The 22,798-nt window shown below is 71.4% G+C and carries 22 protein-coding genes; 9 read left to right on the forward strand and 13 right to left on the reverse strand.

Annotation, left to right across the window (positions count from 1 at the left end; translation table 11 throughout):
* Together AC1DP0_RS02815 and AC1DP0_RS02820 are read left to right on the forward strand one after the other, a co-directional pair.
* Positions 1–474: GDSL-type esterase/lipase family protein (locus AC1DP0_RS02815; protein ID WP_478082376.1), on the forward strand; the 474-nt coding region annotated here is incomplete at its 5' end.
* Positions 475–635: 161 nt separating this feature from the next.
* On the forward strand, positions 636–2,330 hold the full coding sequence (locus AC1DP0_RS02820) for a SulP family inorganic anion transporter (protein WP_478082377.1): 1,695 nt from the start codon (positions 636–638) through the stop codon (positions 2,328–2,330).
* 24 nt (positions 2,331–2,354) lie between these two features.
* Here AC1DP0_RS02820 and AC1DP0_RS02825 read toward each other — a convergent pair whose 3' ends face one another.
* Positions 2,355–2,813 carry a hypothetical protein gene (locus AC1DP0_RS02825; RefSeq protein ID WP_478082378.1) on the reverse strand — a complete coding sequence of 153 codons (459 nt, stop codon included), beginning with the start codon at positions 2,811–2,813 and terminating at the stop codon, positions 2,355–2,357.
* Positions 2,814–3,156: 343 nt separating this feature from the next.
* On the opposite strand from AC1DP0_RS02825, the gene AC1DP0_RS02830 reads away from it, so the two are divergent.
* Positions 3,157–3,405 (forward strand): WhiB family transcriptional regulator, encoded by a 249-nt coding sequence (locus AC1DP0_RS02830; RefSeq protein ID WP_030194844.1) that lies wholly within the window; start codon positions 3,157–3,159, stop codon positions 3,403–3,405.
* 132 nt (positions 3,406–3,537) lie between these two features.
* On the opposite strand, the gene AC1DP0_RS02835 is transcribed toward AC1DP0_RS02830, so the two are convergent.
* Positions 3,538–5,025 (reverse strand): sensor histidine kinase, encoded by a 1,488-nt coding sequence (locus AC1DP0_RS02835; RefSeq protein ID WP_478082379.1) that lies wholly within the window; start codon positions 5,023–5,025, stop codon positions 3,538–3,540.
* A 66-nt stretch (positions 5,026–5,091) separates the two neighbouring features.
* Positions 5,092–10,212, reverse strand: a complete 5,121-nt coding sequence (locus AC1DP0_RS02840) for an NAD-glutamate dehydrogenase (protein ID WP_478082380.1) — start codon at positions 10,210–10,212, stop codon at positions 5,092–5,094.
* 176 nt (positions 10,213–10,388) lie between these two features.
* Between AC1DP0_RS02840 and AC1DP0_RS02845 the strand changes: the two genes are divergently transcribed.
* From AC1DP0_RS02845 to AC1DP0_RS02855, 3 genes are all read left to right on the forward strand, one after another.
* On the forward strand, positions 10,389–10,697 hold the full coding sequence (locus AC1DP0_RS02845; protein WP_478082381.1) for a hypothetical protein: 309 nt from the start codon (positions 10,389–10,391) through the stop codon (positions 10,695–10,697).
* Entirely contained in the window at positions 10,694–11,185 is a 492-nt protein-coding gene (locus tag AC1DP0_RS02850; RefSeq protein WP_478082382.1) for a hypothetical protein, read from the forward strand. Before AC1DP0_RS02845 ends, AC1DP0_RS02850 begins: the two co-directional genes overlap by 4 nt.
* A gap of 77 nt (positions 11,186–11,262) precedes the next feature.
* On the forward strand, positions 11,263–11,760 hold the full coding sequence (locus AC1DP0_RS02855) for a DUF2505 domain-containing protein (RefSeq protein ID WP_478082383.1): 498 nt from the start codon (positions 11,263–11,265) through the stop codon (positions 11,758–11,760).
* Between the two features lie 102 nt (positions 11,761–11,862).
* Here the strand turns inward: AC1DP0_RS02855 and pruA are convergent, their stop codons facing one another.
* The 6 genes from pruA to AC1DP0_RS02885 form a co-directional block, all read right to left on the reverse strand.
* Positions 11,863–13,491 (reverse strand): L-glutamate gamma-semialdehyde dehydrogenase, encoded by a 1,629-nt coding sequence (gene pruA, locus AC1DP0_RS02860; RefSeq protein WP_478082384.1) that lies wholly within the window; start codon positions 13,489–13,491, stop codon positions 11,863–11,865.
* Positions 13,492–13,615: 124 nt separating this feature from the next.
* Positions 13,616–14,014: a DUF4870 domain-containing protein gene (locus AC1DP0_RS02865; RefSeq protein WP_478082385.1), complete on the reverse strand. Its 399-nt coding sequence runs from the start codon at positions 14,012–14,014 to the stop codon at positions 13,616–13,618.
* Positions 14,015–14,155: 141 nt separating this feature from the next.
* Complete coding sequence (locus AC1DP0_RS02870) at positions 14,156–14,869, reverse strand: SGNH/GDSL hydrolase family protein (RefSeq protein ID WP_478082386.1); 714 nt, start codon at positions 14,867–14,869, stop codon at positions 14,156–14,158.
* A 114-nt stretch (positions 14,870–14,983) separates the two neighbouring features.
* A complete protein-coding gene (locus AC1DP0_RS02875; RefSeq protein ID WP_478082387.1) occupies positions 14,984–15,502 on the reverse strand; it encodes an NUDIX hydrolase in 519 nt (172 codons plus the stop codon).
* A gap of 12 nt (positions 15,503–15,514) precedes the next feature.
* Positions 15,515–15,955: a DUF6912 family protein gene (locus AC1DP0_RS02880; RefSeq protein ID WP_478082388.1), complete on the reverse strand. Its 441-nt coding sequence runs from the start codon at positions 15,953–15,955 to the stop codon at positions 15,515–15,517.
* Entirely contained in the window at positions 15,955–17,376 is a 1,422-nt protein-coding gene (locus AC1DP0_RS02885) for a WS/DGAT/MGAT family O-acyltransferase (protein ID WP_478082389.1), read from the reverse strand. The genes AC1DP0_RS02880 and AC1DP0_RS02885 overlap by 1 nt, the downstream gene beginning before the upstream one ends.
* A 40-nt stretch (positions 17,377–17,416) precedes the next feature.
* On the opposite strand from AC1DP0_RS02885, the gene AC1DP0_RS02890 reads away from it, so the two are divergent.
* Complete coding sequence (locus AC1DP0_RS02890; protein WP_478082390.1) at positions 17,417–17,803, forward strand: hypothetical protein; 387 nt, start codon at positions 17,417–17,419, stop codon at positions 17,801–17,803.
* Between the two features lie 2 nt (positions 17,804–17,805).
* Positions 17,806–19,140: a hypothetical protein gene (locus AC1DP0_RS02895; RefSeq protein ID WP_478082391.1), complete on the forward strand. Its 1,335-nt coding sequence runs from the start codon at positions 17,806–17,808 to the stop codon at positions 19,138–19,140.
* Between the two features lie 14 nt (positions 19,141–19,154).
* On the opposite strand, the gene AC1DP0_RS02900 is transcribed toward AC1DP0_RS02895, so the two are convergent.
* Positions 19,155–20,711, reverse strand: a complete 1,557-nt coding sequence (locus tag AC1DP0_RS02900) for a CpaE/TadZ family protein (RefSeq protein WP_478082392.1) — start codon at positions 20,709–20,711, stop codon at positions 19,155–19,157.
* Entirely contained in the window at positions 20,708–21,376 is a 669-nt protein-coding gene (locus AC1DP0_RS02905; RefSeq protein ID WP_478082393.1) for a hypothetical protein, read from the reverse strand. The genes AC1DP0_RS02900 and AC1DP0_RS02905 overlap by 4 nt, the downstream gene beginning before the upstream one ends.
* A gap of 193 nt (positions 21,377–21,569) precedes the next feature.
* Between AC1DP0_RS02905 and AC1DP0_RS02910 the strand changes: the two genes are divergently transcribed.
* A complete protein-coding gene (locus AC1DP0_RS02910; protein ID WP_442280114.1) occupies positions 21,570–21,797 on the forward strand; it encodes a helix-turn-helix domain-containing protein in 228 nt (75 codons plus the stop codon).
* A gap of 45 nt (positions 21,798–21,842) precedes the next feature.
* On the opposite strand, the gene AC1DP0_RS02915 is transcribed toward AC1DP0_RS02910, so the two are convergent.
* Both AC1DP0_RS02915 and AC1DP0_RS02920 read right to left on the reverse strand, forming a co-directional pair.
* A complete protein-coding gene (locus AC1DP0_RS02915; RefSeq protein WP_478082394.1) occupies positions 21,843–22,388 on the reverse strand; it encodes a hypothetical protein in 546 nt (181 codons plus the stop codon).
* Between the two features lie 230 nt (positions 22,389–22,618).
* Positions 22,619–22,798, reverse strand: a 180-nt coding sequence (locus tag AC1DP0_RS02920) for a hypothetical protein (RefSeq protein ID WP_478082395.1), incomplete at its 5' end; no start/stop codon positions are given.

Raw genomic sequence — 22,798 nt, forward strand, 5'->3', positions numbered from 1 at the left:
CTCACGGCCTACAACCTCGGCGTCCGCGGCGACACGTCCGGCGACGTCGTGGCGCGCTGGGGCGCCGAGTGCCACCCCCGCTGGAAGGCCCGCTCGGAGCGTCGCCTCGTGCTCAACGTGGGCACCAACGACGTGCTGACGGGGATGACGATGGCCCGCTCCCGGCTCAACCTCGCCAACGTCCTCGACGAGGCGACCAACGCCGGCATCGGCGTCTTCGTCGTCGGGCTGACACCGACCCTCGACCCCGAGATGAACCGCAAGATCGAGGCCCTGGCCGAGGCGCAGGCCGACGTCTGCTCACGCCGGGGCGTCACCTATGTCGACTGCTACCGCCCGCTGGCCACCCACGACCAGTGGATGGCCGACCTCGCGGCGAGCCCCGACCGGGCGCACCCGGGGCAGGCGGGCTACGGCCTCATCGCCTGGCTCGTGCTCCACAACGGCTGGAACGACTGGCTCTCGCTCAGCTGACGGAGCCCGGCAGAGGTCGTCACGGCCGTCACGGCTGTCACGGCCAGGGCGACCGGCAGTCCGGTGACCCGCGCCTCATCCTCGCCGAGTGGCGACGCGCCGGGCGGCGGCGACGCCTACTGGTCCTAGGCAGACTCCTGCCGACGACGGAGGTGGTACCGATGGCAGTGATCCCCGTTCCTCCGGCGCTGCGCGCATACCGGATGTCGTGGCTCCGGTCCGACATCCTGGCCGGCGTGACGCTGGCAGCCGTCGCGATCCCGGAGACGATGGGCTACACATCGATCGCCCGCGTGCCAGTGGTCACCGGTCTCTACACGATCCTGTTCCCCGCCCTGGCCTTCGCGCTGCTGGGCTCCTCGAGGCTCCTGGTGGTCGGAGCCGACTCGGCGACGGCTGCGATCCTGGCCTCGGGCCTCGCGGCGATGGGGATCGCGGGTCTCGTGCCCAACTCGGCGCAGTGGCTGGCCCTGACGTCCCTCGCGGCGCTCGTGTGCGGGGGGCTCCTCCTCATTGCCCGCCTGCTGCGGCTGGGATTCCTGGGGGACTTCCTGTCCGCGTCGGTGCTCATCGGCTTCCTCACCGGCGTCGGCATCCAGGTCTTCGCCGGACAGATCCCCGACATGCTGGGCATCTCGAAGGGCACTGGCGACTGGTTCGAGCAGCAGTGGTACACGTTGACCCATCTCGGCGCAACGAGCCTGCCGACCCTGGCCTTTGCGGTCGGGACCCTCGCACTGATCCTGGGTTTCAAGAGGTTCGCGCCAGCCGTGCCCGGTGCCATCGTCGCCGTGGTGCTGTCCATCGTCGTGTCGGCGTCGTTCCAGATGTCCACCCACGGGGTGGCGGTCATCGGGACCGTCCAGGGCGGCTTCCCGCCGATCGGCCTGCCGCAGGGGGTCGGCTGGTCCGACATCCCCGGTCTGGCCGGGGTCGCCTTCTCGTGCTTCGTCCTCATCATCGCCCAGAGCGCGGCCACGTCGAGGAGCTTCGCGTCCCGGCACGGCGAACGGGTCGACGTCAACCAGGACCTCATCGGGCTGAGCGGCGCGAACGTCGCAGCCGGGCTCAGCGGGACCTTCGTGGTCAACGGGAGCCCCACCAAGACCCAGATCCTCGACGGCCAGCACGGCAAGACGCAGGTGGCCAACATGACGATGTCGGTCGTCGTCCTCGTCGTCCTGCTGTTCCTCACCGGCGGCCTCACCGACATGCCCAAGGCGGTGCTGGGGGCCATCGTCTTCCTCATCGGCATCGACCTGGTCGACACAGCGGGTCTCCGCCGGGTCCGGGCCGCCCGGCGCAGCGAGTTCTACGTCGCGGTCATCACGGCCGTGACGGTCTTCGCCGTCGGTGTGGAGCAGGGCATCGTTCTCGCCATCGTGCTCTCGCTCATCGAGATGGTGCGGCGGCAGTACCGTCCTCACCAGTTCGTGGTCAGCGTCACCCAGGACGGCAAGGAGGCGTACGCCCGCGCCGAGCCGGGCATGCAGAGCTCGCCCGGCCTGCTCGTGTTCCGCTTCGACGCAGACCTGTTCTACGCCAATGCGAACCAGTTCTCCGAGAACGTGCAGCAGCTCATCTCGAGCGCGCCCGATCCGGTGTCGTGGTTGATCCTCGACTGTTCGTCGATCCCGGATGTCGACTACTCCGCCGGTGCCGCCCTCAAGAGTCTGATCAAGTTCGTCCACACCCGCGGAGCCACCTTTGCCCTGGCCGCAGCCGACCCGAACCTCCTCGCGACCTTGTCGAGACTGGGCGTGCTGGACGAGCTGCCGGCGAACCACCTCTTCGACTCCGTCGAGGACGCCGTGGCCGCCTTCCACTCGCCCAAGGGAGTCCAGGGCACCGGCTGACACCCGGGGCGCACCCACGGAGGGTCAGACGGGGCGCCGTCCCTCGGCGCCACCGTCGCGGCGGCCGTCACCGTCGCCGCCCACCTCATGGTCCCCGTCGGTGCGCCGCCCCGGCGATGACACGGCCGCCGCGATGCTCGCCACCGCGACGAGAGCCACGGCGAGCGCGACCGGGGTTCGGTCGGACTCGTGCAGCGACCACGCGACGGGCAGCAGGAGCGCGTTCCAGAGCACCGTCGGGGTGCGCGGCCAGTCCGCCGCACGCGCCCAGCCCCGGGCCAGTGCGAGCAGTCCGAGGCCGAAGACGAGGATGAGCACGCCGGACGTGGCGGCACGCGTCAGGTCGTCTGTGGCGCCGGTCACCATCTCGTAGACGTAGAAGAGGGCGAAGCCCAGGACGGCTACGGCCTCGACGAGGGTGAGCAGCCCTGCGGCACGGTGCGATCCGCGCACGATGCGGGCCGGGGACGTCGATTCGGTCACGCCGTCAGCCTATCGATCGCGCCGCGCGGCCGGTCTGGGGCGGGTTTCGGGCTTCCCGAAGGCCCCGAGGTATGGAACTGAGAGCCGACTGCCGATAGACTCAATCCTTGGTGTGATCGGCGGCCTAGGCGTTGAACACGGACATGGTTGCTGGTCACACTGGATCATGGCCCGCAACGCGTACGGAACATCTTCGTGCGCGTTTCCGTTGGTCAGGGGGTCATCCCTGACCTGGTGACACCATGACTTGGCTCCGACAACGACGCTGGCGCCCCGAGCACATGCACCGCGACCGATACCCGGACGTCGGTGCCGAACCGACATACATGAAGGAGCACGCCACATGGATTGGCGCGACCGCGCTGCCTGCCTGGAGGCCGATCCGGAGCTGTTCTTCCCCATCGGGAACACCGGCCCGGCCATCCTGCAGATCGAGGAGGCGAAGGCTGTGTGCCGGACCTGTCCGGTCATCGACACCTGCCTCAAGTGGGCCCTCGAGACCGGCCAGGATGCCGGCGTGTGGGGCGGCCTCTCCGAGGACGAGCGCCGGGCCCTGAAGCGCCGCAACGCGCGGGCCCGTCGCGCTGGCTGAGCCTCCGCTCAAGCCGACGAGCCCACGCTCGACCACCGTCCGCGAGCCCGGTGACCGTCACGGTCGCCGGGCTTTTGGGTGCTCGCGTATGCCGTCTGGTGGCCCTCGAGGTGGGGGCCACGAGGCACACCGTCAGGTGATCGGGCGCAGTCGCGCGGTGAAACGGGCACGGGTGCCGTGCGGGACGACTGGCTCCCAGGTGATGCGGCCCTGGAGGTCGCCGACGAGCGACTGGACGATCTGCGTCCCGAGTCCCGAGCCCGGCCGTCGGGCCGGGTCGATGCCCTTGCCGTCGTCCTCGATCGAGACGACGACCATCGGCTGACCCCGGTCGTCGGCCAGGCGCTCGATGCCGATCCGGACCTCTCCCCCGGCGGCGCCGAGACCGTGCTCGATGGCGTTCTGGACGAGCTCGCTCATGATCATCGCGAGAGACGTCGCGTCCTCGGCCCGCAGGCGCCCGAACGAGCCCTGCGTGACGGTGTGGACCGGGGCCCCGTTGGCCGAGACCTCGACGACGGCATTGAGCCCGCGCTGTGCGATCGAGTCGAAGTCGACGGTCTCGTCGAAGCCCTGGCTCAGCTGGTCGTGGACCATTGCAATCGTGCCGACTCGACGCTCGGCCTCGGCGAGCGCAGCCTTGGCCTCGCCGTCGGGAAGTCGACGTGACTGCAGGCGGAGCAGGGCCGCCACCGACTGGAGGTTGTTCTTGACGCGGTGGTGGATCTCGCGGATCGTCGCATCCTTCGTCAGGAGCTCACGCTCACGGCGCCGCAGCTCGCCGACGTCACGCAGCAGCACGATGGCGCCGAAGCGCTGACCGGCCTCGGTGAGGGGGATCGCCCGCATCGAGACGGTCGTCCCGGCCGCGACGACCTCGGTGCGCCAGGGTTGGCGACCGGTGACGACGAGCGGCAGCCCCTCGTCGACGGGGAAGGACTCGCGCAGGTTGTCCGTGACGATCTGGGCCAGGCTGGCCCCCACCACCTCACCGAGATGGCCGAGCCGGTGGAGGGCCGAGACGGCGTTCGGGCTCGCGTACGTCACGATCCCGTCGACGTCGAGGCGGATGACGCCGTCACCGACGCGCGGCGCACCACGGCGCAGGCCGGTCGGCGCGCCCCCGTGCGGGTACTCCCCGCCCGTCACCATCCGGCACAGGGCATCGGCCGTGGCGAGGTAGGTCAGCTCCAGACGACTCGGCGTGCGGGTCGTCCACAGGTTGGTGTGGCGCGTCATCACCGCCACGACGTGACCGCCTCGCACGACCGGGATGTACTCCTCGCGGACCGACTGGTCCGGGCCCTGCTCATGGGGCACGACGACCTGACGCACCCGCAGGATGCGCTGCTCGGCAGCGGCCTCGTCGAGCAGGTCGCGCGTGCGCCCGGGATCCGCCGCCCTGCCGACCTGGTCGTCGACGAAGACGAGCTGGCCGGTGGTCGGGCGGACGTGGGCGACGGCTTCCCAGCGTTCGCTGGTGGACCGGACCCACAGGACGAGGTCGGCGAACGAGAGGTCGGCGACGAGCTGCCAGTCACCGACGAGCAGGTGGAGCCACTCGACGTCGTGGTCGGGCAGGTTGGTGCGCCCGCGCAGGAGCTCGCTCAGGGTTGCCACGCCCCGAGCCTAGTGAGCCCCACCGCGGCGTCCGGCCTGCACCCCGGACGGACAGCACGTGGACGTCTAGGCCGACTTCTTGGGCGCCGCCTTCTTGGATGCCGCCGTCTTGGTTGCCGCCTTCCTGGTTGCCGACTTCGCGGCTGTGGCCTTCCTCGGCGTCGCGGCCGTGGCCGGAGCCTTCTTCGCCGCAGGCTTCGCGGCGGGAATCGCGGCGGGCTTCCGGTCACCGGTTGCCGATGCCACCTCGGCCGGGGACGCGAGACCGGAGGCGGCCGGCTTCGTCACGGTGCGCAGCGTGCGCAGGGCGACCGAGAGCGCGGCGATGCCGGCGTGGCTCATCCGCTCGATCCCGCCGAGCGCCCCCTTCGCCCGACCGAGCGCGTCGGCGTTGAGGTCGGACCACTCGGCGAGCCGGGTCGCGGCGTCGTGGCGTGCGTTGCTGACCTCGAGCACCGAGCGCGTCAGGGTCTCGAGCACCGCGTAGAGGTCGTCTCGCAGCGCGCCGCGGGCCATGGCGTCCCACCGGTCGTCGCGGGGCAGCATCGTGACCCGCGTCAGCATCGCATCGATCGAGAACGTCTCGGAGGTCAGGAAGTAGACACCGACGACGTCGTCGAGCTTCTCCCCCGTGTCCTCCGCGATCTCGATGCAGTCGAGCAGCGAGTAGAGGTCGAGCAGGGACGCCGCCCCGAGCGACAGCTCCTCGGGGACACCCTTGCCCTCGAGCTCTCGGGCACGGCGATGCAGACGGGTCCGCTCGCTGCCCTGCAGCAGCTCACCGATGCGACCGGAGAACGCCTCGATGCCGGGGCGGAAGCGCGCCACCTCTGCCGCGATGTCCAGCGAGGCGGGACGTGAGGTGAGGAACCAGCGCACCGAGCGGTCGACGAGCCGGCGGAACTCCAGGTAGAGCGCCGTCTGCGCCGCGGTGCTGACGACGTTGTCGGTGGCCTCAACGCGGCGCACGAAGCCGGCGAGGTCGAACACCTCACGACAGACGACGTACGCGCGGGCGACCTGTTCGGGGGTTGCGCCCGTCTCCTCGCCGGCCCGGTAGGCGAAGGTGATGCCGCCACGGTTGACCATCGAGTTCGCCACGGAGTTGGTGATGATCTCCCGACGCAGCGGGTGCGCCGCGATCTCGGCGGCGTACTTGGTGCGCAACGGCTTCGGGAAGTACTCGGCCAGTGTCGCCGCGAACCAGGGGTCGTCGGGCAGCGACGTCGTGATGAGCTGGTTCTTGAGGTAGAGCTTCGCGTAGGCGACGAGCACCGAGAACTCCGGCGACGTCAGCCCGAGTCCCTCCTTCTGACGGCGCGCGATCGCCGCGTCGCTCGGGAGGAACTCGAGCGAGCGGTCGAGGTCACCCTCTGCCTCGAGGAACTGGATCAGCCGCTCGTGGACGCCGAGCATCCCGTGCTGCTGCGCGCGCGCGTTGCCGAGCAGGACGTTCTGCTCGTAGTTGTCGCGCAGCACCTGCTCGGCGACCTCGTCGGTCATCGAGGCGAGGAGGGTGTTGCGGCGCTTCGTCGTCAGCTCGCCCGAGCGGGTCAGTTCGGTGAGCAGGATCTTGATGTTGACCTCGTGGTCGGAGGTGTCGACGCCGGCGCTGTTGTCGATGGCGTCGGTGTTGACGCGCACGCCCGCGAGCGCCGCCTCGATCCGGCCGAGCTGGCTCGCCCCGAGGTTGCCGCCCTCGCCGACGACCTTGCAGCGCAGGTCCCTGCCGTTGACGCGGATGGAGTCGTTGGCGCGGTCGCCGATCTCGGAGTTGGTCTCGCCCGCGGCCTTGACGTAGGTGCCGATGCCRCCGTTCCAGAGCAGGTCGACGGGGGCGAGCAGGATCGCCTTCATCAGGTCGGCAGGCGTCATCGACTTCGTGCCCGCGCGCAGGCCGAGGGCCGCGACCATCTGGGGGCTGACGGGGACGGACTTGGCCGACCGCGGGAAGATGCCACCGCCCTTGCTGATGAGCGTCTCGTCGTAGTCGGCCCAGGAGGACCCCGGCAGGTCGAACATCCGCCGGCGCTCGGCATACGACGTGGCAGCGTCGGGGGTGGGGTCGACGAAGATGTGGCGGTGGTCGAAGGCCGCGACGAGGCGGATGTGCTCGGACAGGAGCATGCCGTTGCCGAAGACGTCGCCGCTCATGTCCCCGACGCCGACGACCGTGAACTCCTGGGTCTGCGTGTCGAGGCCGAGCTCGCGGAAGTGGCGCTTGACCGACTCCCAGGCGCCGCGGGCGGTGATGCCCATGCCCTTGTGGTCGTAGCCTGCCGAGCCGCCGGACGCGAAGGCGTCGTCGAGCCAGAAGCCGTAGTCGGCCGACAGGCCGTTGGCGATGTCGGAGAACTTCGCCGTGCCCTTGTCAGCGGCGACCACGAGGTACGTGTCGTCCTCGTCGTGGCGCACGACCCGGTTGGGCGGGACGGCCTGGCCCGACACGAGGTTGTCGGTGAGGTCGAGCAGCCCGGAGATGAAGAGCTTGTAGGACGCGATGCCCTCGTCCATCCAGGCGGCGCGGTCGACGGCCGGGTCGGGCAGCTGCTTGGCGTAGAAGCCGCCCTTGCTGCCCGTCGGCACGATGACGGCGTTCTTGACCATCTGGGCCTTGACGAGCCCGAGGACCTCGGTGCGGAAGTCCTCGCGCCGGTCGGACCAGCGCAGGCCACCGCGGGCGACCTTGCCGAACCGCAGGTGCACGCCTTCGACGCGGGGGCTGTAGACCCAGATCTCGTACATCGGTCGCGGCGCCGGCAGGTCGGGCACCTTCTTGGGATTGAGCTTGAGCGAGACGTACGCCTTGTCGTGGCCGTTCTCGTCGGGCTGGTAGAAGTTCGTGCGCAGGCTCGCCTGGATGACGCCGAGCAGCCCTCGGACGATGCGGTCGTGGTCCAGGCTCGCCACGTCGTCGAGCGCCTCCTTGAGGCCCGTGACGACGTGCTTCTGGCGCGAGGCTCGCCTGTCGCGGCCCGCGGCGGTGTCGGGGAACGCGTCGGGGTCGAAGCGCGCCTCGAAGAGCTCGACGAGGCTGCGGGCGATCCCGGTGTTGGCAGCGAGGGCCGACTCGACGTAGTCCTGCGAGAAGGTCGAGCCGGTCTGGCGGAGGTACTTCGCGACGGTGCGCAGGATGACGACCTGGCGCCAGGTGAGCCCGGCGGCGAGCACGAGGGCGTTGAAGCCGTCGGACTCGGCACGGCCGTCCCAGACCGCCCGGAAGGCCTCCTCGAAGCGCTCACGGACGTCGCTCGCGAGGGCAGCGTCGCCGGAGCCCCAGGTCTGCACGTCGGCACACAGGCCGAAGTCGAAGATGTGCAGGGTGCGACCGTCAGGACCGGGCACCTCGTAGGGGCGTTCGTCGGTGACCTCGACGCCGAGGTGCGTGAAGAGGGGCAGCACCTGGGTCAGGGACAGGTCGGCGCGTCGGTAGAGCTTGAAGCGCCGCTCGCGCGGGTCGTCGGACGCGGGGTCGTCGTAGAGGTGCAGCCCGGTCGTGCGGTCGCCCTCGCCCAGTGCGTCGATGCGGTCGAGGTCGTCGACCGCCGTCGCGATGTCGAAGTCCTCCTTGTACGCCTCGGGCAGGGCCTTCGCATAGGCCGCCATCGTGCGCGCCGCTCCCTCGAGGCCCCGCGCCTCGCCGAGGGCGTCGGAGAGGTCCTCGTCCCAGGTGCGGGTCGCGTCGATGACGCGCTGCTCGAGAGCCACCTCGTCCACGTCGGGGATGTCGGCGCCCGCCGGCATGCGCACGACGAAGTGCAGGCGGGCGAGCGTCGACTCGCTGACGCGCGTCGTGTTGTCGATGTTCTCGCCGCCGAAGGCCTCGAGCAGGATGGCCTCGATGCGCAGCCGCACGGTCGTGTTGTAGCGGTCGCGCGGGAGGTAGACGAGGCACGAGACGAAACGACCGAACTCGTCGCGGCGCAGGAAGAGCTTGGTCTTGCGTCGCTCCTGCAGGTGCAGCACGCTCGTCGCGATCTCGGCGAGCTGCGCCGAGCTGGTCTGGAAGAGCTCGTCGCGCGGGTAGGTCTCGAGGATCTGGAGGATGTCCTTGCCCGAGTGGCTGTCGGCGCTGAGGCCGGTCAGGCGGAGCACCTCCTGGGCGCGCACGTCGAGCAGCGGGATGTCGTGGATCGTGTCGTTGTAGGCCGCCGAGGCGTAGAGGCCGAGGAAGCGCTGCTCGCCCACGCACTCACCGCGGGCGTCGAAGCGCTTGATCGAGATGTAGTCGAGGTAGACGTCGCGGTGGACCGTCGCGCGCGAGTTGGCCTTGGTGATGATGAGGATGGTGGAGTCGCGAGCGGCCCGGCTCGCAGCCGGGGTGAGCACGAGTCCCTTTCCGGCAGAAGGCCGGTCGTAGCGCAGCAGGCCGAGCCCGGTGCCGGGGACCTGGCGCGAGACGTCCTGGCCGTCCTCGTGCGTGAGGGAGTACTCGCGGTAGCCGAGGAAGGTGAAGTTGTTGTGGGCGAGCCACTCGAGGAAGCGGCCGGCCTCCCGCGCGTGGTGGGGATCGGTGCCGGGCGGTGTCGCCGAACGCAGCTCGCTCGCGATGGTGAGCGCGTGGGCACGCATCTTGGGCCAGTCCTCGACCGAGTCGCGGACGTTCTCGAGCACGTGGCGCACGTGGGCCTCGACGTCGGGCAGCGCATCGACCGGAAGYCGGTCGATCTCGAGGTGCATCCAGGACTCGCGGACGAGGCCCACCGAGCTGGACTGGACCGTGGTGGACCCGTCCGTGACGACCGACCGGAGTGCGCCGGTGATGTCGCGGGCCACCGTCATCTGCGGGTGGACGATGAGGTGCACGCCCCGGTCGAAGCCGCCGAGGGCGGCGACGACGGAGTCGACGAGGAAGGGCATGTCGTCCACGACGATCTGCACGACGGTGTGGCTCGTCGACCACCCCTCGTCCTCGGCGGTCGGGTTGAAGACCCGCACGTTGAAGGTGCCGACCGGGCGATGCTGGGCAAAGGCACGATGCTCGGTGGCAATCGTCGCGAGCTCACGCGCCGGGCGGGCCAGCAGGTCCTCGGTCGCGACGAGACGGTAGTAGGCGCGGAGGAACTCCTCCATCTCGCCGGGGCCGTCCCCGCCGGATCGGCCCCGTCCCCGTCGAGGCGGAGGCGCCACGGCCGCGGCCGCGGCCTTCAGGACGTCGATTCGAGACTGTTCGAGTGACGCTGACATGCGCTCGTCGGATTCCTCACCGTGTGGCCCGTGCGGCGACACGTCGCTGTGCCCCGCATCTCACGATGTGAGCCTATCCCCGTCCGACCGTGCGCCAGAACCGGCCCGCCGGACACGTGGCGAACTCCCGGTGGAGAACTCCGGGCGACTGCGTGACCGGTCCCTAGAGTGGTGCCATGACCGAGGGGACCCCGGCGGGCACTGCGGACCCAGCGACCCTCCGGGCACTGGTGACCGCCCGCGCCACGACGCGGACGATGTCCGACGACCTCCTGACCCATCTGCCCGACCTCGGCGACCTGCCGACGCAGCGTGCCCTCGACGCGTGGGTCGAGCAGGCAGCCGACACCCTGCGGGCCCTGTCGGAGGCGCTCGAGGAACGTCTCCTCGAGCTCGGGTCGACGCGCGGCAGCCACCCGGCGGACGACGATGGGTCCGTCTCGGGCACACCGGGATCGCCCACGCGGGCCGGTGATCCACGGTGAGCCTCTCGGCCGGGGACGCCGGATCGACCTCGGCCCTCGGCGGTGCCCTGCGCACGCAGGCGGCCCGGCTGGCAGACCTCGTCGTCGACCTCGACGCGGCCGCGACGCGCGTGGGACGCACCGGCTCGCCGGACCCCACCGGACACGAGCGCGACCTCGTGACACGCGCCGCCACCGAGCTCGACCTCGTCGGCGCCCTGCTCCAGTCGTGGACCACCACCGCCGTCGAGTCGGCGGCCCGGGTCCGCGCCCTCGAGCCGGCGCTCACGCGGTGCGACCTCGTCATCGACGGACAGCTCGTCGTCGAGCGCTCGGGCCCGAGCCGGGTCGAGCCCGCCGAGAGGCTGGCCGAGCGCGAGCGCCTCCAGGAGCTGCTCAACCGCGTGACCGCCGTGCGCTCGCGTGAGCTCGCCCGGCTGCGCCGCGAGCTGGAGACGTCCGGCACGAGGCTGGCAGTCCTGTCCGACCGAGCCCGCTCCGGCGCCTGAGCCGACATCTCAGCCGACACAGCCCGCCGGTGTCCTCCTCCTCATCGTGCGGGACGCGGTGCAATAGCGTGTCGGCCATGAAGATCTCCGAGACGATCACGTACGCCGCCACGCCCGAGACCGTCTACGCCATGGTCACCGACCGGGCCTTCCAGGAGCGCAAGTGTGTCGAGGCCGGCGCGCAGCGCCACGACGCCTCCGTCAGCGCCGCCGGCAACGGCGCCCGCGTCGTCACGAAGCGCGACCTGCCTGCCGACGACCTGCCCGACTTCGCGAAGTCCATCGTGGGCCCCAACCTGTCGGTGACGGAGACCTACGACTGGGGCGCCGCCGCCGCCGACGGGTCGCGCTCGGGCAGCCTCACGGTCGAGGTGGCGGGCGCCCCGGTCGCCATGCGCGGGGCGGTCCGACTCGCCGCGACGGGCACCGGCACGCAGATCACCATCGACGGCGACCTCAAGGCTTCGATCCCGCTCTTCGGCGGCAAGGTCGAGAAGGCCGCGGCCCCTGCCGTCGTCGACGCGATCCGCAGCGAGCAGCGCACAGGGAACGCCTGGCTGTCCGAGCGGGCCTGACCCCACCCCGCCGCGCCGCACCGACCGCGCCACGCGCGACGCACACGACGCTGGGCCCGCCTCCTGACGGAGTCGGGCCCAGCGGCATACGCCCTCGGGAGCTCAGCCCATGTGCGGGTAGGCGTGGCTGGTCGGCGGGACGAAGGTCTCCTTGATGGAGCGGACACTCGTCCAGCGGAGCAGGTTCTGCGCCGCGCCGGCCTTGTCGTTGGTGCCGGAGGCCCGGCCGCCGCCGAAGGGCTGCTGGCCGACGACCGCACCGGTCGGCTTGTCGTTGATGTAGAAGTTGCCGGCGGCGAAGCGCAGGCGCTTCGTCGCGTCGGCGATGACCCGGCGGTCCTGGGCGATGATGGAGCCTGTCAGACCGTACGGCGCGAAGCGCTCCATCTGGTCGAGCACCGTGTCGTACTGCGCGTCGGGGAAGACGTGCACCGACAGGATGGGGCCGAAGTACTCGGTCCGGAACGACTCGTCCGCAGCGTCCTTGATCTCCAGGACGGTGGGGCGCACGAAGTAGCCGACGGAGTCGTCGTAGGTGCCGCCCGCGACGACGTCGATGCCGCGGCTCGCGTGCGCGCGGTCGATCGCGTCCTTGTGCTTGGCGAAGGCGCGGTCGTCGATGACGGCGCCCATGAAGTTCGACAGGTCGGTCACGTCCCCCTGGGTCAGGGAGTTGGTGATGTCGACGAGGTCGCCCTTGATCTGCTTCCAGAGCGAGGCCGGGACGTAGGCGCGCGAGGCGGCCGAGCACTTCTGGCCCTGGAACTCGAAGGCGCCGCGGATCATCGCGGTGCGCAGGACGGCTGGGTCGGCGCTCGGGTGGGCGAGGATGAAGTCCTTGCCGCCGGTCTCGCCGACGAGGCGCGGGTAGGTGCGGTAGCGCTCGAGGTTCGTGCCCACCTCGTGCCAGAGGTGCTTGAACGTCGGCGTCGATCCGGTGAAGTGGATGCCGGCGAGGTCCTCGTCGGCCAGGGCGGCCTTGCTGACGTTGATGCCGTCGCCGGTCACCATGTTGATGACGCCGGGAGGCATGCCGGCCTCCTCGAGCAGCTCCATCGTCAGCTGGGCCGCGAGCTGCTGCGTCGGGCTCGGCTTCCACACCACGGTGTTGCCCATGAGGGCCGGGGCGGTCGGCAGGTTGCCGGCGATGGCGGTGAAGTTGAACGGCGTGATCGCGTAGACGAAGCCCTCGAGCGAGCGGTAGTCCGAGCGGTTCCAGATGCCCTTGGCGTTGAGCGGGGGCTGCTGCTCGAGGATCTGCCGGGCGAAGTGGACGTTGATCCGCCAGAAGTCGATGAGCTCGCAGGCCGCGTCGATCTCGGCCTGGTAGGCCGTCTTGCTCTGACCGAGCATCGTCGCCGCGTTGAGGCGGGCACGCCACGGTCCCGAGAGCAGCTCGGCAGCCTTGAGCAGGATGGCGGCGCGGTCGTCGAAGGACAGCTCGCGCCACATCGGGGCGGCCGCCTTGGCCGCCTCGACGGCAGCACGGCCCTCCTTGACGGTGGCGTTGCGCATCGTGCCCAGCACCTTGCGGTGGGCGTGCGGCTGGCGGACCGCGATGCGGCGGCCGGTGCCGATGACACGCTCACCGTTGATCGTGTGCGGCAGCTCGGTCTGGGTCCCGCCCAGCTCGGCTAGGGCGACCTCGAGCGCGGCTCGCTCGGGCGAGCCCGGCGCGTAGTCGAGCACCGGCTCGTTGGCCGGGGCGGGCACGTGGGTCACGGCGTCCATCAAGTTCTCCTGCGGTTGGCACGGTGTTCGCCCGATGGGGGCGGCTGGGGCGGCTCCGCCTCGTGGGCGGAGCCACCCCATCGTTCCATGCCGACCGGAGTGCCCGTCAGTCCTGCTGGCACCGTCAGTGCAGCACCGGGATGCCCCAGGGGTAGCGGAAGGACTCACCGCGGTTGGCGGCCATGGCTGCCCGGACGTGGAACCACAGCCCGGCCACGACGGCGACGATCCACACGATGATGGCGACCGGGATGAGGATCACGGTGAAGAACATGACCCAGCCGACGATGATGGCGGCCCACACGGCCAGGTTGAAGTTGAAGGACCCGGCGGCGGCCTGGCGCACGAACGCGCTGCGGTCCTTGTAGACGGCCCAGATGAGCAGCGGGCCCACGAAGCTGAGCCAGCCCACGGAGATGACGGCGGCGACGATGGCCGCGAGGTGGCCGAGGATGGCCCACGTGCGCTCGTCGCTCGAGGGCGTGAGGGACTGGCCGTACGGGTTCGGGATCGGTTGTGTCATGGCCCCATCGTCGCGCGTCGGGGTCTCCTGCGCTGCCGGGGAGCACCCTGAGCCGACCCTGACCGGCCCCTGACCTCCGGCGACCGGTGCCGGGGCGGGCGCCACCATTCGTTGGTCGTACGCCGCCTCAAGAACCGGTCGTCAGCTGCGCGCGCCCACGGCATCGTCGACGTGGAGCGAGCAGACCGGGCTGTCCGCGTCGGCGATGCCGAGCGTCGCCAGGAGCGTGAGGGTCAGCTCGTGGTGACCACGCGCGCCCGGGTGGAAGGTGTCATCGAGCCAACCGGCAGGGGCGGCATCGTCACCGGACTCTGTGACAGCGACGTCCCACGCGGCGGCGTGGTCGACGACGAGGACACCGAGATCGCGGGCGACCTCGCGCACCGCCTCGGCGTAGAGGGCGGCGAGGCGGGGCCCGCGGCCACCGTCCTCGAGCACCCCGGGCGGCGTCTGGAGCACGACGGTGGCCCCGACGTCACGCGAGCGCTGGACGATCTGGTCGAGGCGGTAGCGGAACCCGCGCACCCCGTCCTCACCAGCCAGCATGTCATTGGTGCCGAACATCACGAAGACGACATCAGGCGCGAATCGTCCTGCGCGCCAATGGAACTCAGGCAGGAGGTCCTCGGTCGTCGCCCCTGACACACCGGAGTTGACCACGGCGTCACCGCGTCGCCCGAGCTCACCGCGGACGCGCTCGGCGAAGTGCTCGACGTAGCCGCGGTGTCCGTGCGTGTGGGCGACCGCCTGCGTGATGCTGTCGCCGAGGAACACCCAGGTCACGGGCGGCCCCGAGAGGATCTCGCGGAGGCGGTCGGCATCGCGGCGGGCGTACTCGTCAGCGGTGAAGTCCATCCGCGCAACGTAACAAGGGTTGGCGCGCCGGCGACTGCCCCGGACCAGTACGTGGGACGGACAGTCCGCTCGGCCGGGTGACGAGCACGAGACGCCTCGGCCCGTGCGGGCCCATCAGGAGCGGCCCGCGTGCCACGACCGCAGCGTCTCCGACCACACGGCGACGCTGTCGGGCACCATGGTGTCGGCCTCCTCGTCGAGGCGCCGTACGAGCTCCTCGACCGTGACCCACTCGCCCCACGACACCTCCTCGGGCTGCCACCGGATGGGCCCGTCCCACGTGACGACGAAGCGCACCGCCCGGTAGCTCGTGTGCTCGTCGGCGTAGTCCGCCACACCGAGCGGCTCGAGTGGCACGCCGACCACGCCGAGCTCCTCCTCGACCTCGCGCACCGCGCCGGCGGCGGGGTCCTCCCCCGCCAGGACGACGCCACCGGCCGCGAAGTCGAGCAGCCCGGGATAGACGTCCTTCGTCTCTGTCCGGCGGTGCAGGTAGATCCGGCCGAGCGGGTCCCTCACGACGATCGACGACGCCGCGTGGCGCAGGTTGCGGGCCCGCATGACCGAGCGCGGTGCCGAACCCACCACCTCGCCGGCCTCGTCGTAGAGGGCGACCACCTCGTCCACGGCCATGTCGGTCCGCTCTCAGCCGAAGAAGGAGCGCACGTCGTCCAGCTCGGTCACGTCGTACCAGAGCAGCTCGTCCGCCTCCTCGTCGACGCCCCCGGTCACCTCGTCGTCGACATGGAAGGAGGCGACCCGTGACAGCGGCACCGGCGTCGTGAGCACGACCTGCGACACGGGCACGCCGTCCCTCGGGGACAGCCACGAGGGGTCGGCGTCCGCGGCCGCGACGACCCTGCGGTCGGAACGCGCCGACCTCAGGCGGGCCGCAGCCTCGACGGCAWCGCTGAAGGCGGCGTACTCGAGGTCCTCGACGTCGAGACCCGGCGCGGCCTCCTCGAGACCCGAGGTCACGGCATACGCGGTGCGTGGGGTGCCGGGACCAGCGGCGAGCGACCCCGTGGTGGCGAGCTCGTCCAGACCCGAGCGACCCAGCGGCACGTAGACGCGCACGACCGGCATCAGGACTCCCTCCCGCTCGCCAGCTCGGCGAGCGACTCGACGATGCACTGGCCGAGGACGTCGACGTCCGGCATCGCGTCGCGGTCGGCGTTCAGGCCGAAGTAGACGCCCCCGTTGTAGGACGTGATGCCGATCGAGAGCGCCTGTCCCTTGGCGAGCGGCGTGACGGGATAGGTCGAGAGCATCTCGGCGTCGCCGGCGTAGAGCGGTGTCTGCGGGCCGGGCACGTTGGTGATCATGACGTTGTAGAGCCGGCGCGACATGGCCGAGCCGAGCCGGGCCCCGAGGGCGTGCAGGGTGGGCGGTGCGAACCCGGCGAGGTTGGCCAGCGACGTGGCACCCACGGCCTGGCCTCCCTCCATCTGCTGGCGCATGGCGAACGCGATCTGGTGCAGACGCATGGAGGCCCCCGGCTCGCCGACGGGAAGGTTCACGACGCAGGCCATCACCTGGTTGGCATACATCCCCGCGGGGTCGTCGCCGTAGATGCTGACGGGCACCATGGCGCGCACCGACGTGTGCGGGCTCACCGGCTCGCCACGGCCGAGCAGCCACGCGCGGAAGCCGCCGGCGATCGTCGCGAGGACGACGTCGTTGATCGTCACGTCCTCGGCGTACGCGCCACGGGCCAGGCGCTTGCGCACGAGGCGGTAGTCGTCGAGGTCGGTCGCGATCATGACCCACCGCCGGGCCGAGCCGATCTCCGCGTTGAGGGGCGAGTCGGGAGCCGGGCGGGCGGCCGTGCGCGCGACCGTGGAGAGCACCTGACCGGCGGACTCCGCGGCACGCAACCCGACGTTGAAGGCGTCGTTGAGTCCCCCACGGACGAGGTCGACGACCTGGGTCGGACGCCGGACCGCGTCGACGACGGCGCCCGTGAGCAGCTCGACGGGTGACGGCGCCCGGCTGGGCTCCCACGGCGCCATGACGTCGTCCTCGTCCTCGCCCTTGACGGCGTCGACGATGACGTGGGCGATGTCGAGGGCGTTGACGCCGTCGATGAGGGCATGGTGCGTCTTGGTGACGATCGCGAACCGGCCGTCGTGCAGGCCCTCGACGAGGTAGACCTCCCACAGCGGACGGGTGCGGTCGAGCTTGCGCGGCTGGACCCTGGCGACGAAGTCCTGGAGCTGCCGGTCGCTGCCGGGACGCGGCAGGCCCGCCCGCCGCACGTGGTAGCCCAGGTCGAACGCCTCGTCGTCGACCCAGACCGGGTTGGCGATGCGTCCCGGGACGTCGAGGACCTTCTGCCGGAAGCGCGGGATCGCCCCGATGCGGCTCTCGATGATGCGGACGAGCTGGTCGTAGTCGAAGCCCTCGCGCGGCGGCTGGAAGACCATGACTGACCCGACGTGCATCGCCGTGGTCGACTCCTCGAGGTAGAGGAATGACGCGTCGAGCGAGGTCAGGCGGTCAGACATGGTCACACTCTGCCAGACCGCCCCGCCTAGGATCGGGGCCATGCGTGCGTTTCGTGCCCTCCCGTATGCCGTGTGCGTCCTCGCTCTCGCCGGCGCGGGCGCCTGCTCCTCCGCCGCCCCGCAGCCAGGGCCCGGTGGTGCCACCGGCGTCACCTCGACCGGCAGCGTCAAGCGCCTCGCGGTGACGATCACGGGGACGACCGTGACACCGGCCCCGGCGCAGGTCGACCTCCCCCTCGGGTCGACGCTCGAGCTCGTCGTGACGAGCGACCACGACGACGAGCTGCACGCGCACGGTTTCGACGTCGAGGAGTCACTCAAGGCCGGCGTGCCGACGACGCTGAGGCTGACCGGCAAGGAGGCCGGCTCCTACGAGGTCGAGACGCACGACCCGGCGCTGACCCTGCTCACGGTCGCCGTCCGCTGACCGTGACCCTCCTCGCCCCTGCGGTGGCCCCGGCCCACGGTGTCGGCAGCCGCAGCGACCTGCCGCTGCCGTTCACGGCCCTCGTCGTCGCCGCCGTCGCGGCCCTGGTCATCTCGTTCGTCGCCATCGGCACGCTGTGGCGGGAGCCGCGCCTACGCGACACCGACGGCCGGCTGCTGCCGGACCAGGTCGCCGCCGTGCTCGACTCACGATGGCTGCGCGTCGTGGCCCGCGTCCTCGCGGCGGTCCTCACCGTGTGGACGCTGGGCGCGCTCGTCCTCGGACCGGACTCGGCGCGCAACCCGGTGCCGCAGGTCGTCTACGTGTGGTTCTGGGTCGGCCTCGCCTTCTCCTCCATGCTCCTCGGCCCCGTGTGGCGCGTCATCAACCCGCTCCGGGCGCTGCACGCCGGGCTGCTCCGGCTGGCCCGCGTCCCACCCGACCTCGCGGTGCTGCCCTATCGCTGGGGACTGTGGCCCGCCGCGGTCGGGCTCGGTACCTTCACGTGGGTCGAGCTCGTCGCCGAGGAGAACACGTCCCTGGGCTTCCTCCGGTTCCTCATCGCCGGCTTCTTCGCCGTGTCCCTGCTCGGTGCCGCCGTCTTCGGTCGCACGTGGTTCGACCTCGCCGACCCGTTCGAGGCGTGGTCACGACTGCTCGGCCTGCTCTCACCGCTAGGCCGGCGCCGCGACGGCCGGTGGGTGCTGCGCACCCCGCTGCACGGCGTCAACGGCCTGCGGGGCCAGCGTGGGCTCGTGCCCACGGTCGCCGTCATGCTCGGCGGCACGGCATACGACGGCTTCTCGGCGAACCTGTCATGGGCGACGTTCGTGCAGACCTCGCCCGTCCCGTCGTCGCTGCTGAAGACGGCCACGCTGCTCGCCTTCTTCGGGCTGGTGGCCGTGACGCTGTGGATGGCCTCGGCGGTGTCGGTCCGGCTCTCCGGCGAGCCCTTCGCCTCCTCCTTCTCCTTCGTCAGCGACATCGCACCGTCGCTCATCCCGATCGCCGGGGGCTACCTCGTCGCGCACTACTGGTCGTTGTGGGTCTACCAGGGCCAGTACGCGTGGCGCCTCTTGAGCGACCCTCTCGGCACCGGCGCGGACCTGCTCGGGACCGCCGACCTCACCCCGAGCGACCTGCTCATCCAGCCGACACTCGTCGCGACGATCCAGGCGGTGAGCATCGTCGTCGGGCACGTCCTGGGCGTCCTCGCCGCCCACGAGCGAGCGATCACGGTGCTCGACCGCCGCGCCGCCGTGATCGGTCAGGTGCCGGTCATGGCCGTCATGATCGTCTACACCCTGGCCGGCCTCACGATCCTCTTCGCCCCCTGACCCTGTCGTCGCGCTCAGGCCCCGGCGACGGCCGAGGACCTGCGACGCGAGAGTCGGCGACCCAGCCGACCGCGACGGTCACGGCGCTCTCCAGCAGGGACGGTCCACGGGAGAAGCGCCGTGGCGAGGTCGGCGACGGCATCGTGCACCGGCGAGTCTGGCGCGTGCTCGACGAGCGAGCGCCCCGCGAGGAGGGCCCCGTCGAGCGCTCCGGGGTCGTCGGGCACGAAGCGCACCGACGTCAGCCCGGCGAAGCGCAGGAGCGAGTCGGCGATGCGCGCCTCCGGCCTGGACCCGACTGCGGCGCTGCGGACCCGGTTGACGACGGGCACCGGCTCACCTGACGGGACGGTGCCGAGCTCCTGCAGGCCCCGGACGAACCGTTGGAGCGCCACCGGGTCGGCCCCGCTGACGGCCACGACGTGGTCGGACGCCGCGAGGGAGGTCAGCGTAGCCTCGTTGCGACGTGGAGCGACGGTGTCATAGCTCAGCTCCTCGTCGTCCTCGAGACAGAAGCCGCAGTCGACCACGACGACCTGCACCAGCGACCGGCTCAGCTCGAGCACCCGCTCCAGCGCGGCCGCCCGGACCTCGGGCCAGCGCTCGGCCTTGGGCAGGCCGGTCAGCACCCGCAGGCCGGGGACGACGGTGGGCGCGATGCGCGAGAGGGCGGGCAGGTCGAGCAGTCCCTGGTCCGCCGCACGGCAGGCGGCGGCGATCCCGGGCGCCTCGTCGAGCAGCCCCAGCGTCTGCGCCACGCAGCCGCCGTAGGTGTCCGCATCGACGAGCAGCACCTCGATGCCACGCCGTGCGATCTCCGCGGCCAGCGTCGTCGCCACCGTCGTTCGTCCGGGAGCGCCGGTGGGCCCCCACACGGCGACGACGGGAGCCCGGTCCGGGCCGCGACGTGAGCCCGCCGGAGGGGTCTCGGCGCCGGCTCCCGCTGCGGGCCGGGCCGCATCGTCGGTCCCGTCGACAGCGCCGGGCGAGGCTCGGCCACCCGCACCTGCCGGGAGCCATCCGGTGCCAGGATCGGCAGACTGGCCGGCGTGTGCGGCGTGTGCGGCGTGTCCGGCGTGTCCGGCGTCTCCGGGGGCCCTCAGGTCCCCCGGCGACCCGGGTGTCCCCATGGCGCCCGGCTCCGACGGCTCGGACGGCTCCGACGGCTCCGACGGGGCGGACGGCCCGGACGCCTGGAGGGCGGCCTCCAGCTCGTCGACGGCGCCGTGGCCCTGCACGAAGGACGTCGTCCACCGGTCGGCATCCGCGTCGACCGGGAGGGTTGTCGTCACCGTGAGCTGGCGCAACCTCCGCTCAGCGCCCTCGTCATCGGCGGGGTGGACGCCGATGACCCGGATCCGGTTGGCCCTCAGGCGGTYCACGACAGCAAGGTCGAGCCCGCGCAGGTCGGAGGAGACGACGGCGGTGTCGCCCAGACCCGCCTCGGCCACCGACAGGAGCTCGGAGACGTCGGCGCAGCGCCGGCTCACCGTCACACCGCGCACCGCCTCCAGCGTCGTGGCCACTGCCGACTCCCACTGGTGACTGAGGGCGGTCAGGACCTCGGTCATGCTCCGCCGCCGGTAGCTGCGCCCACCGCCGGCACCAGGGTCAGCTTCGCGTCGGCGTCCACGGCCTCCACGAGCGGCTGCACCTTGTCGGAGGGGACGTAGATCTGCACCGACGTCATCGAGCCGGACCCGAAGCCACCGGTGCTCGTCAGCACAGCCGCCACCGCGGCGGACTCGAGGACCTTCTTCGTGCGCGTCGTGGTCGTGCCGGTCTCGCTCTGGGTCGAGGTCTTCGGCGTGACGAAGACGTCGACGCGGCTGCCCCGGGCGAGTCCGGTCGTCGACATGGCGTCGGCCCGCACGGTCACGCGCTGCACGTCGACGCCGTCGGCATCCCCGACGGCCGAGGCGGGTACCAGCTCGCCGGCGCGCACGTCGCGGAGCATGAACGAGCCTTTCGGTGGAGGCGCGTCGGCGGCGAGGTAGCCGTACATCCCGTCGGCGAGTCGCACGTCGGCGCGGGTGAAGGACGTCTCCTCGACCTTGTCACCCGTGACGAGGTTGCTCGCGGCCACCCACACCGGCACCCGGTCGTCGGCGCTGGCGACGGCCTTGGCCCCGAGGGTCGTCGCGACGACCACGAGCAGCAGACCCACGACGAGTCGACTGTCCCGCCAGGACGGTCGCTGCAGGCGTTTGGCGCTGGGACTGGCCAGCTCGGTCATGGGACCCCCTGTTGTCCGTACGCGGAGACGCGGCGCCCCGGTGCAGACATCGGGCGACGCGGCAACATCTTGCATCACGCGGGCGCGAGCCGCCCCTCGAACGTGCACAGGTGGGGACAACGGGCGAGCCCGCGGCGGGGGTCTCTAGGATGATGACGTCCGTCGACGAGGCGGTGACAGAGAAGGAGTCAAGGTGGCCCAGCGGTTCCTGCAGCTAGCCGAGGTGTCGGAGATCCTCAACATCTCCTCGGCGCAGGCCTACGCTCTGGTCCGCTCCGGGGAGCTGCCGGCCATCAAGATCGGCGGACGTGGCCAGTGGCGCGTCGAGGCCACCGAGCTCGAGAGCTACATCCAGCGGATGTATGCCGAGACGAAGTCCTTCGTGCAGGCCCACCCCTTCGGCGGCACCGGCGAGGAATGAGGTCGGGCCGCTCGGGCCAGCTGCCCGGGCGGAGGGGTCGTGCACCTAGAGGCGGCGCACCGACCCGAGCGACCAGAACGGCACCAGCAGCCGACCGGTGACGTTGGCCGTGCGCCGGATCTCGTCGGAGGCGTGCTCGGCGAGCTCGAGGTGGTCGGCGCCGACCACGTCGATGGTTCCGGTCACCGCCTGTCCGTCGACGTCGGCGACCTCCACCACCGCCCGGTCCCGGCTGACGGCGCGCAGGGCTGCTCCGATACCGAACCGTCGGGCCACGACCGACGGGGTACGTGCTCCCGGACCGATCCCGGACACGGCACGGACCGCCGCGAGCGCCACCAGGACGGGCCGGCCCGGTGCGGTCTCGACGAGCGCCCAGTCGGGGCCCACGTCCACGAGGCGGCCGACGACCGCCCGTCCCGGCAGGCGCAGCCCGACCTGGGCGGCGCCGACGTTGGCGAGCAGGCGCGTGTGCACGTCGAGCAGCGCTCGCTCCCGCCGCGTGCGGTCGGCGACCTCCGTCTCGAGCTCACGCACGTCGTCGAGAGCCAGCTGCGCCTCGAGGTCGTCGAACAGCCGGTCCCACCGCATGCGCTCACCCTCCCTCGCTGAGTCATCGGGCGCCACCCGACAGATCTTGAGCAAAACCATACTTGACCAAACGCAAGCAAACGACATTGAATGAAGGCATGCACCGGGGATCAGCACCAGCGCCGACCGTCCGAGTCGAGTCGCGTCCCGGACGAGCACGGCACGAACACCGCGGGCGCCGGCCTGTTGCGGGGGGCGGCGTGGGGGTCGGAGCGAGGCCCGGTGCCCGGTCAGTCGCGCGAGAGCTCGTGGGCGGCCTCGTCGGCGTCGGCGTCGCTGCCGCGGCCCTGGCCCTGCTGGTGACCGTCGTCCGACAGGGCGCGCCGCTCCCCGCGGCTGCCCGTCCTGACGACGTCCTGCTGCTCCTCCTCGGCTGGGTGGGCGTGGTGCTGGCAGCGTGGCTGGCGCTC

This window comes from Terrabacter sp. P5_B1, assembly GCF_056400505.1.

Bases quoted from the DNA above. Each gene is read 5' to 3' on its own strand.
- AC1DP0_RS02885 (WP_478082389.1), bottom strand. From the start codon at position 17,376: ATGTCTGACCGCCTGACCTCGCTCGACGCGTCATTCCTCTACCTCGAG.
- AC1DP0_RS02905 (WP_478082393.1), bottom strand. From the start codon at position 21,376: ATGACCGAGCTGGCCAGTCCCAGCGCCAAACGCCTGCAGCGACCGTCC.
- AC1DP0_RS02820 (WP_478082377.1), top strand. From the start codon at position 636: ATGGCAGTGATCCCCGTTCCTCCGGCGCTGCGCGCATACCGGATGTCG.
- AC1DP0_RS02870 (WP_478082386.1), bottom strand. From the start codon at position 14,869: ATGGACTTCACCGCTGACGAGTACGCCCGCCGCGATGCCGACCGCCTC.
- pruA (WP_478082384.1), bottom strand. From the start codon at position 13,491: ATGGACGCCGTGACCCACGTGCCCGCCCCGGCCAACGAGCCGGTGCTC.
- AC1DP0_RS02890 (WP_478082390.1), top strand. From the start codon at position 17,417: ATGCGTGCGTTTCGTGCCCTCCCGTATGCCGTGTGCGTCCTCGCTCTC.
- AC1DP0_RS02830 (WP_030194844.1), top strand. From the start codon at position 3,157: ATGGATTGGCGCGACCGCGCTGCCTGCCTGGAGGCCGATCCGGAGCTG.
- AC1DP0_RS02915 (WP_478082394.1), bottom strand. From the start codon at position 22,388: ATGCGGTGGGACCGGCTGTTCGACGACCTCGAGGCGCAGCTGGCTCTC.
- AC1DP0_RS02855 (WP_478082383.1), top strand. From the start codon at position 11,263: ATGAAGATCTCCGAGACGATCACGTACGCCGCCACGCCCGAGACCGTC.
- AC1DP0_RS02875 (WP_478082387.1), bottom strand. From the start codon at position 15,502: ATGGCCGTGGACGAGGTGGTCGCCCTCTACGACGAGGCCGGCGAGGTG.
- AC1DP0_RS02845 (WP_478082381.1), top strand. From the start codon at position 10,389: ATGACCGAGGGGACCCCGGCGGGCACTGCGGACCCAGCGACCCTCCGG.
- AC1DP0_RS02865 (WP_478082385.1), bottom strand. From the start codon at position 14,014: ATGACACAACCGATCCCGAACCCGTACGGCCAGTCCCTCACGCCCTCG.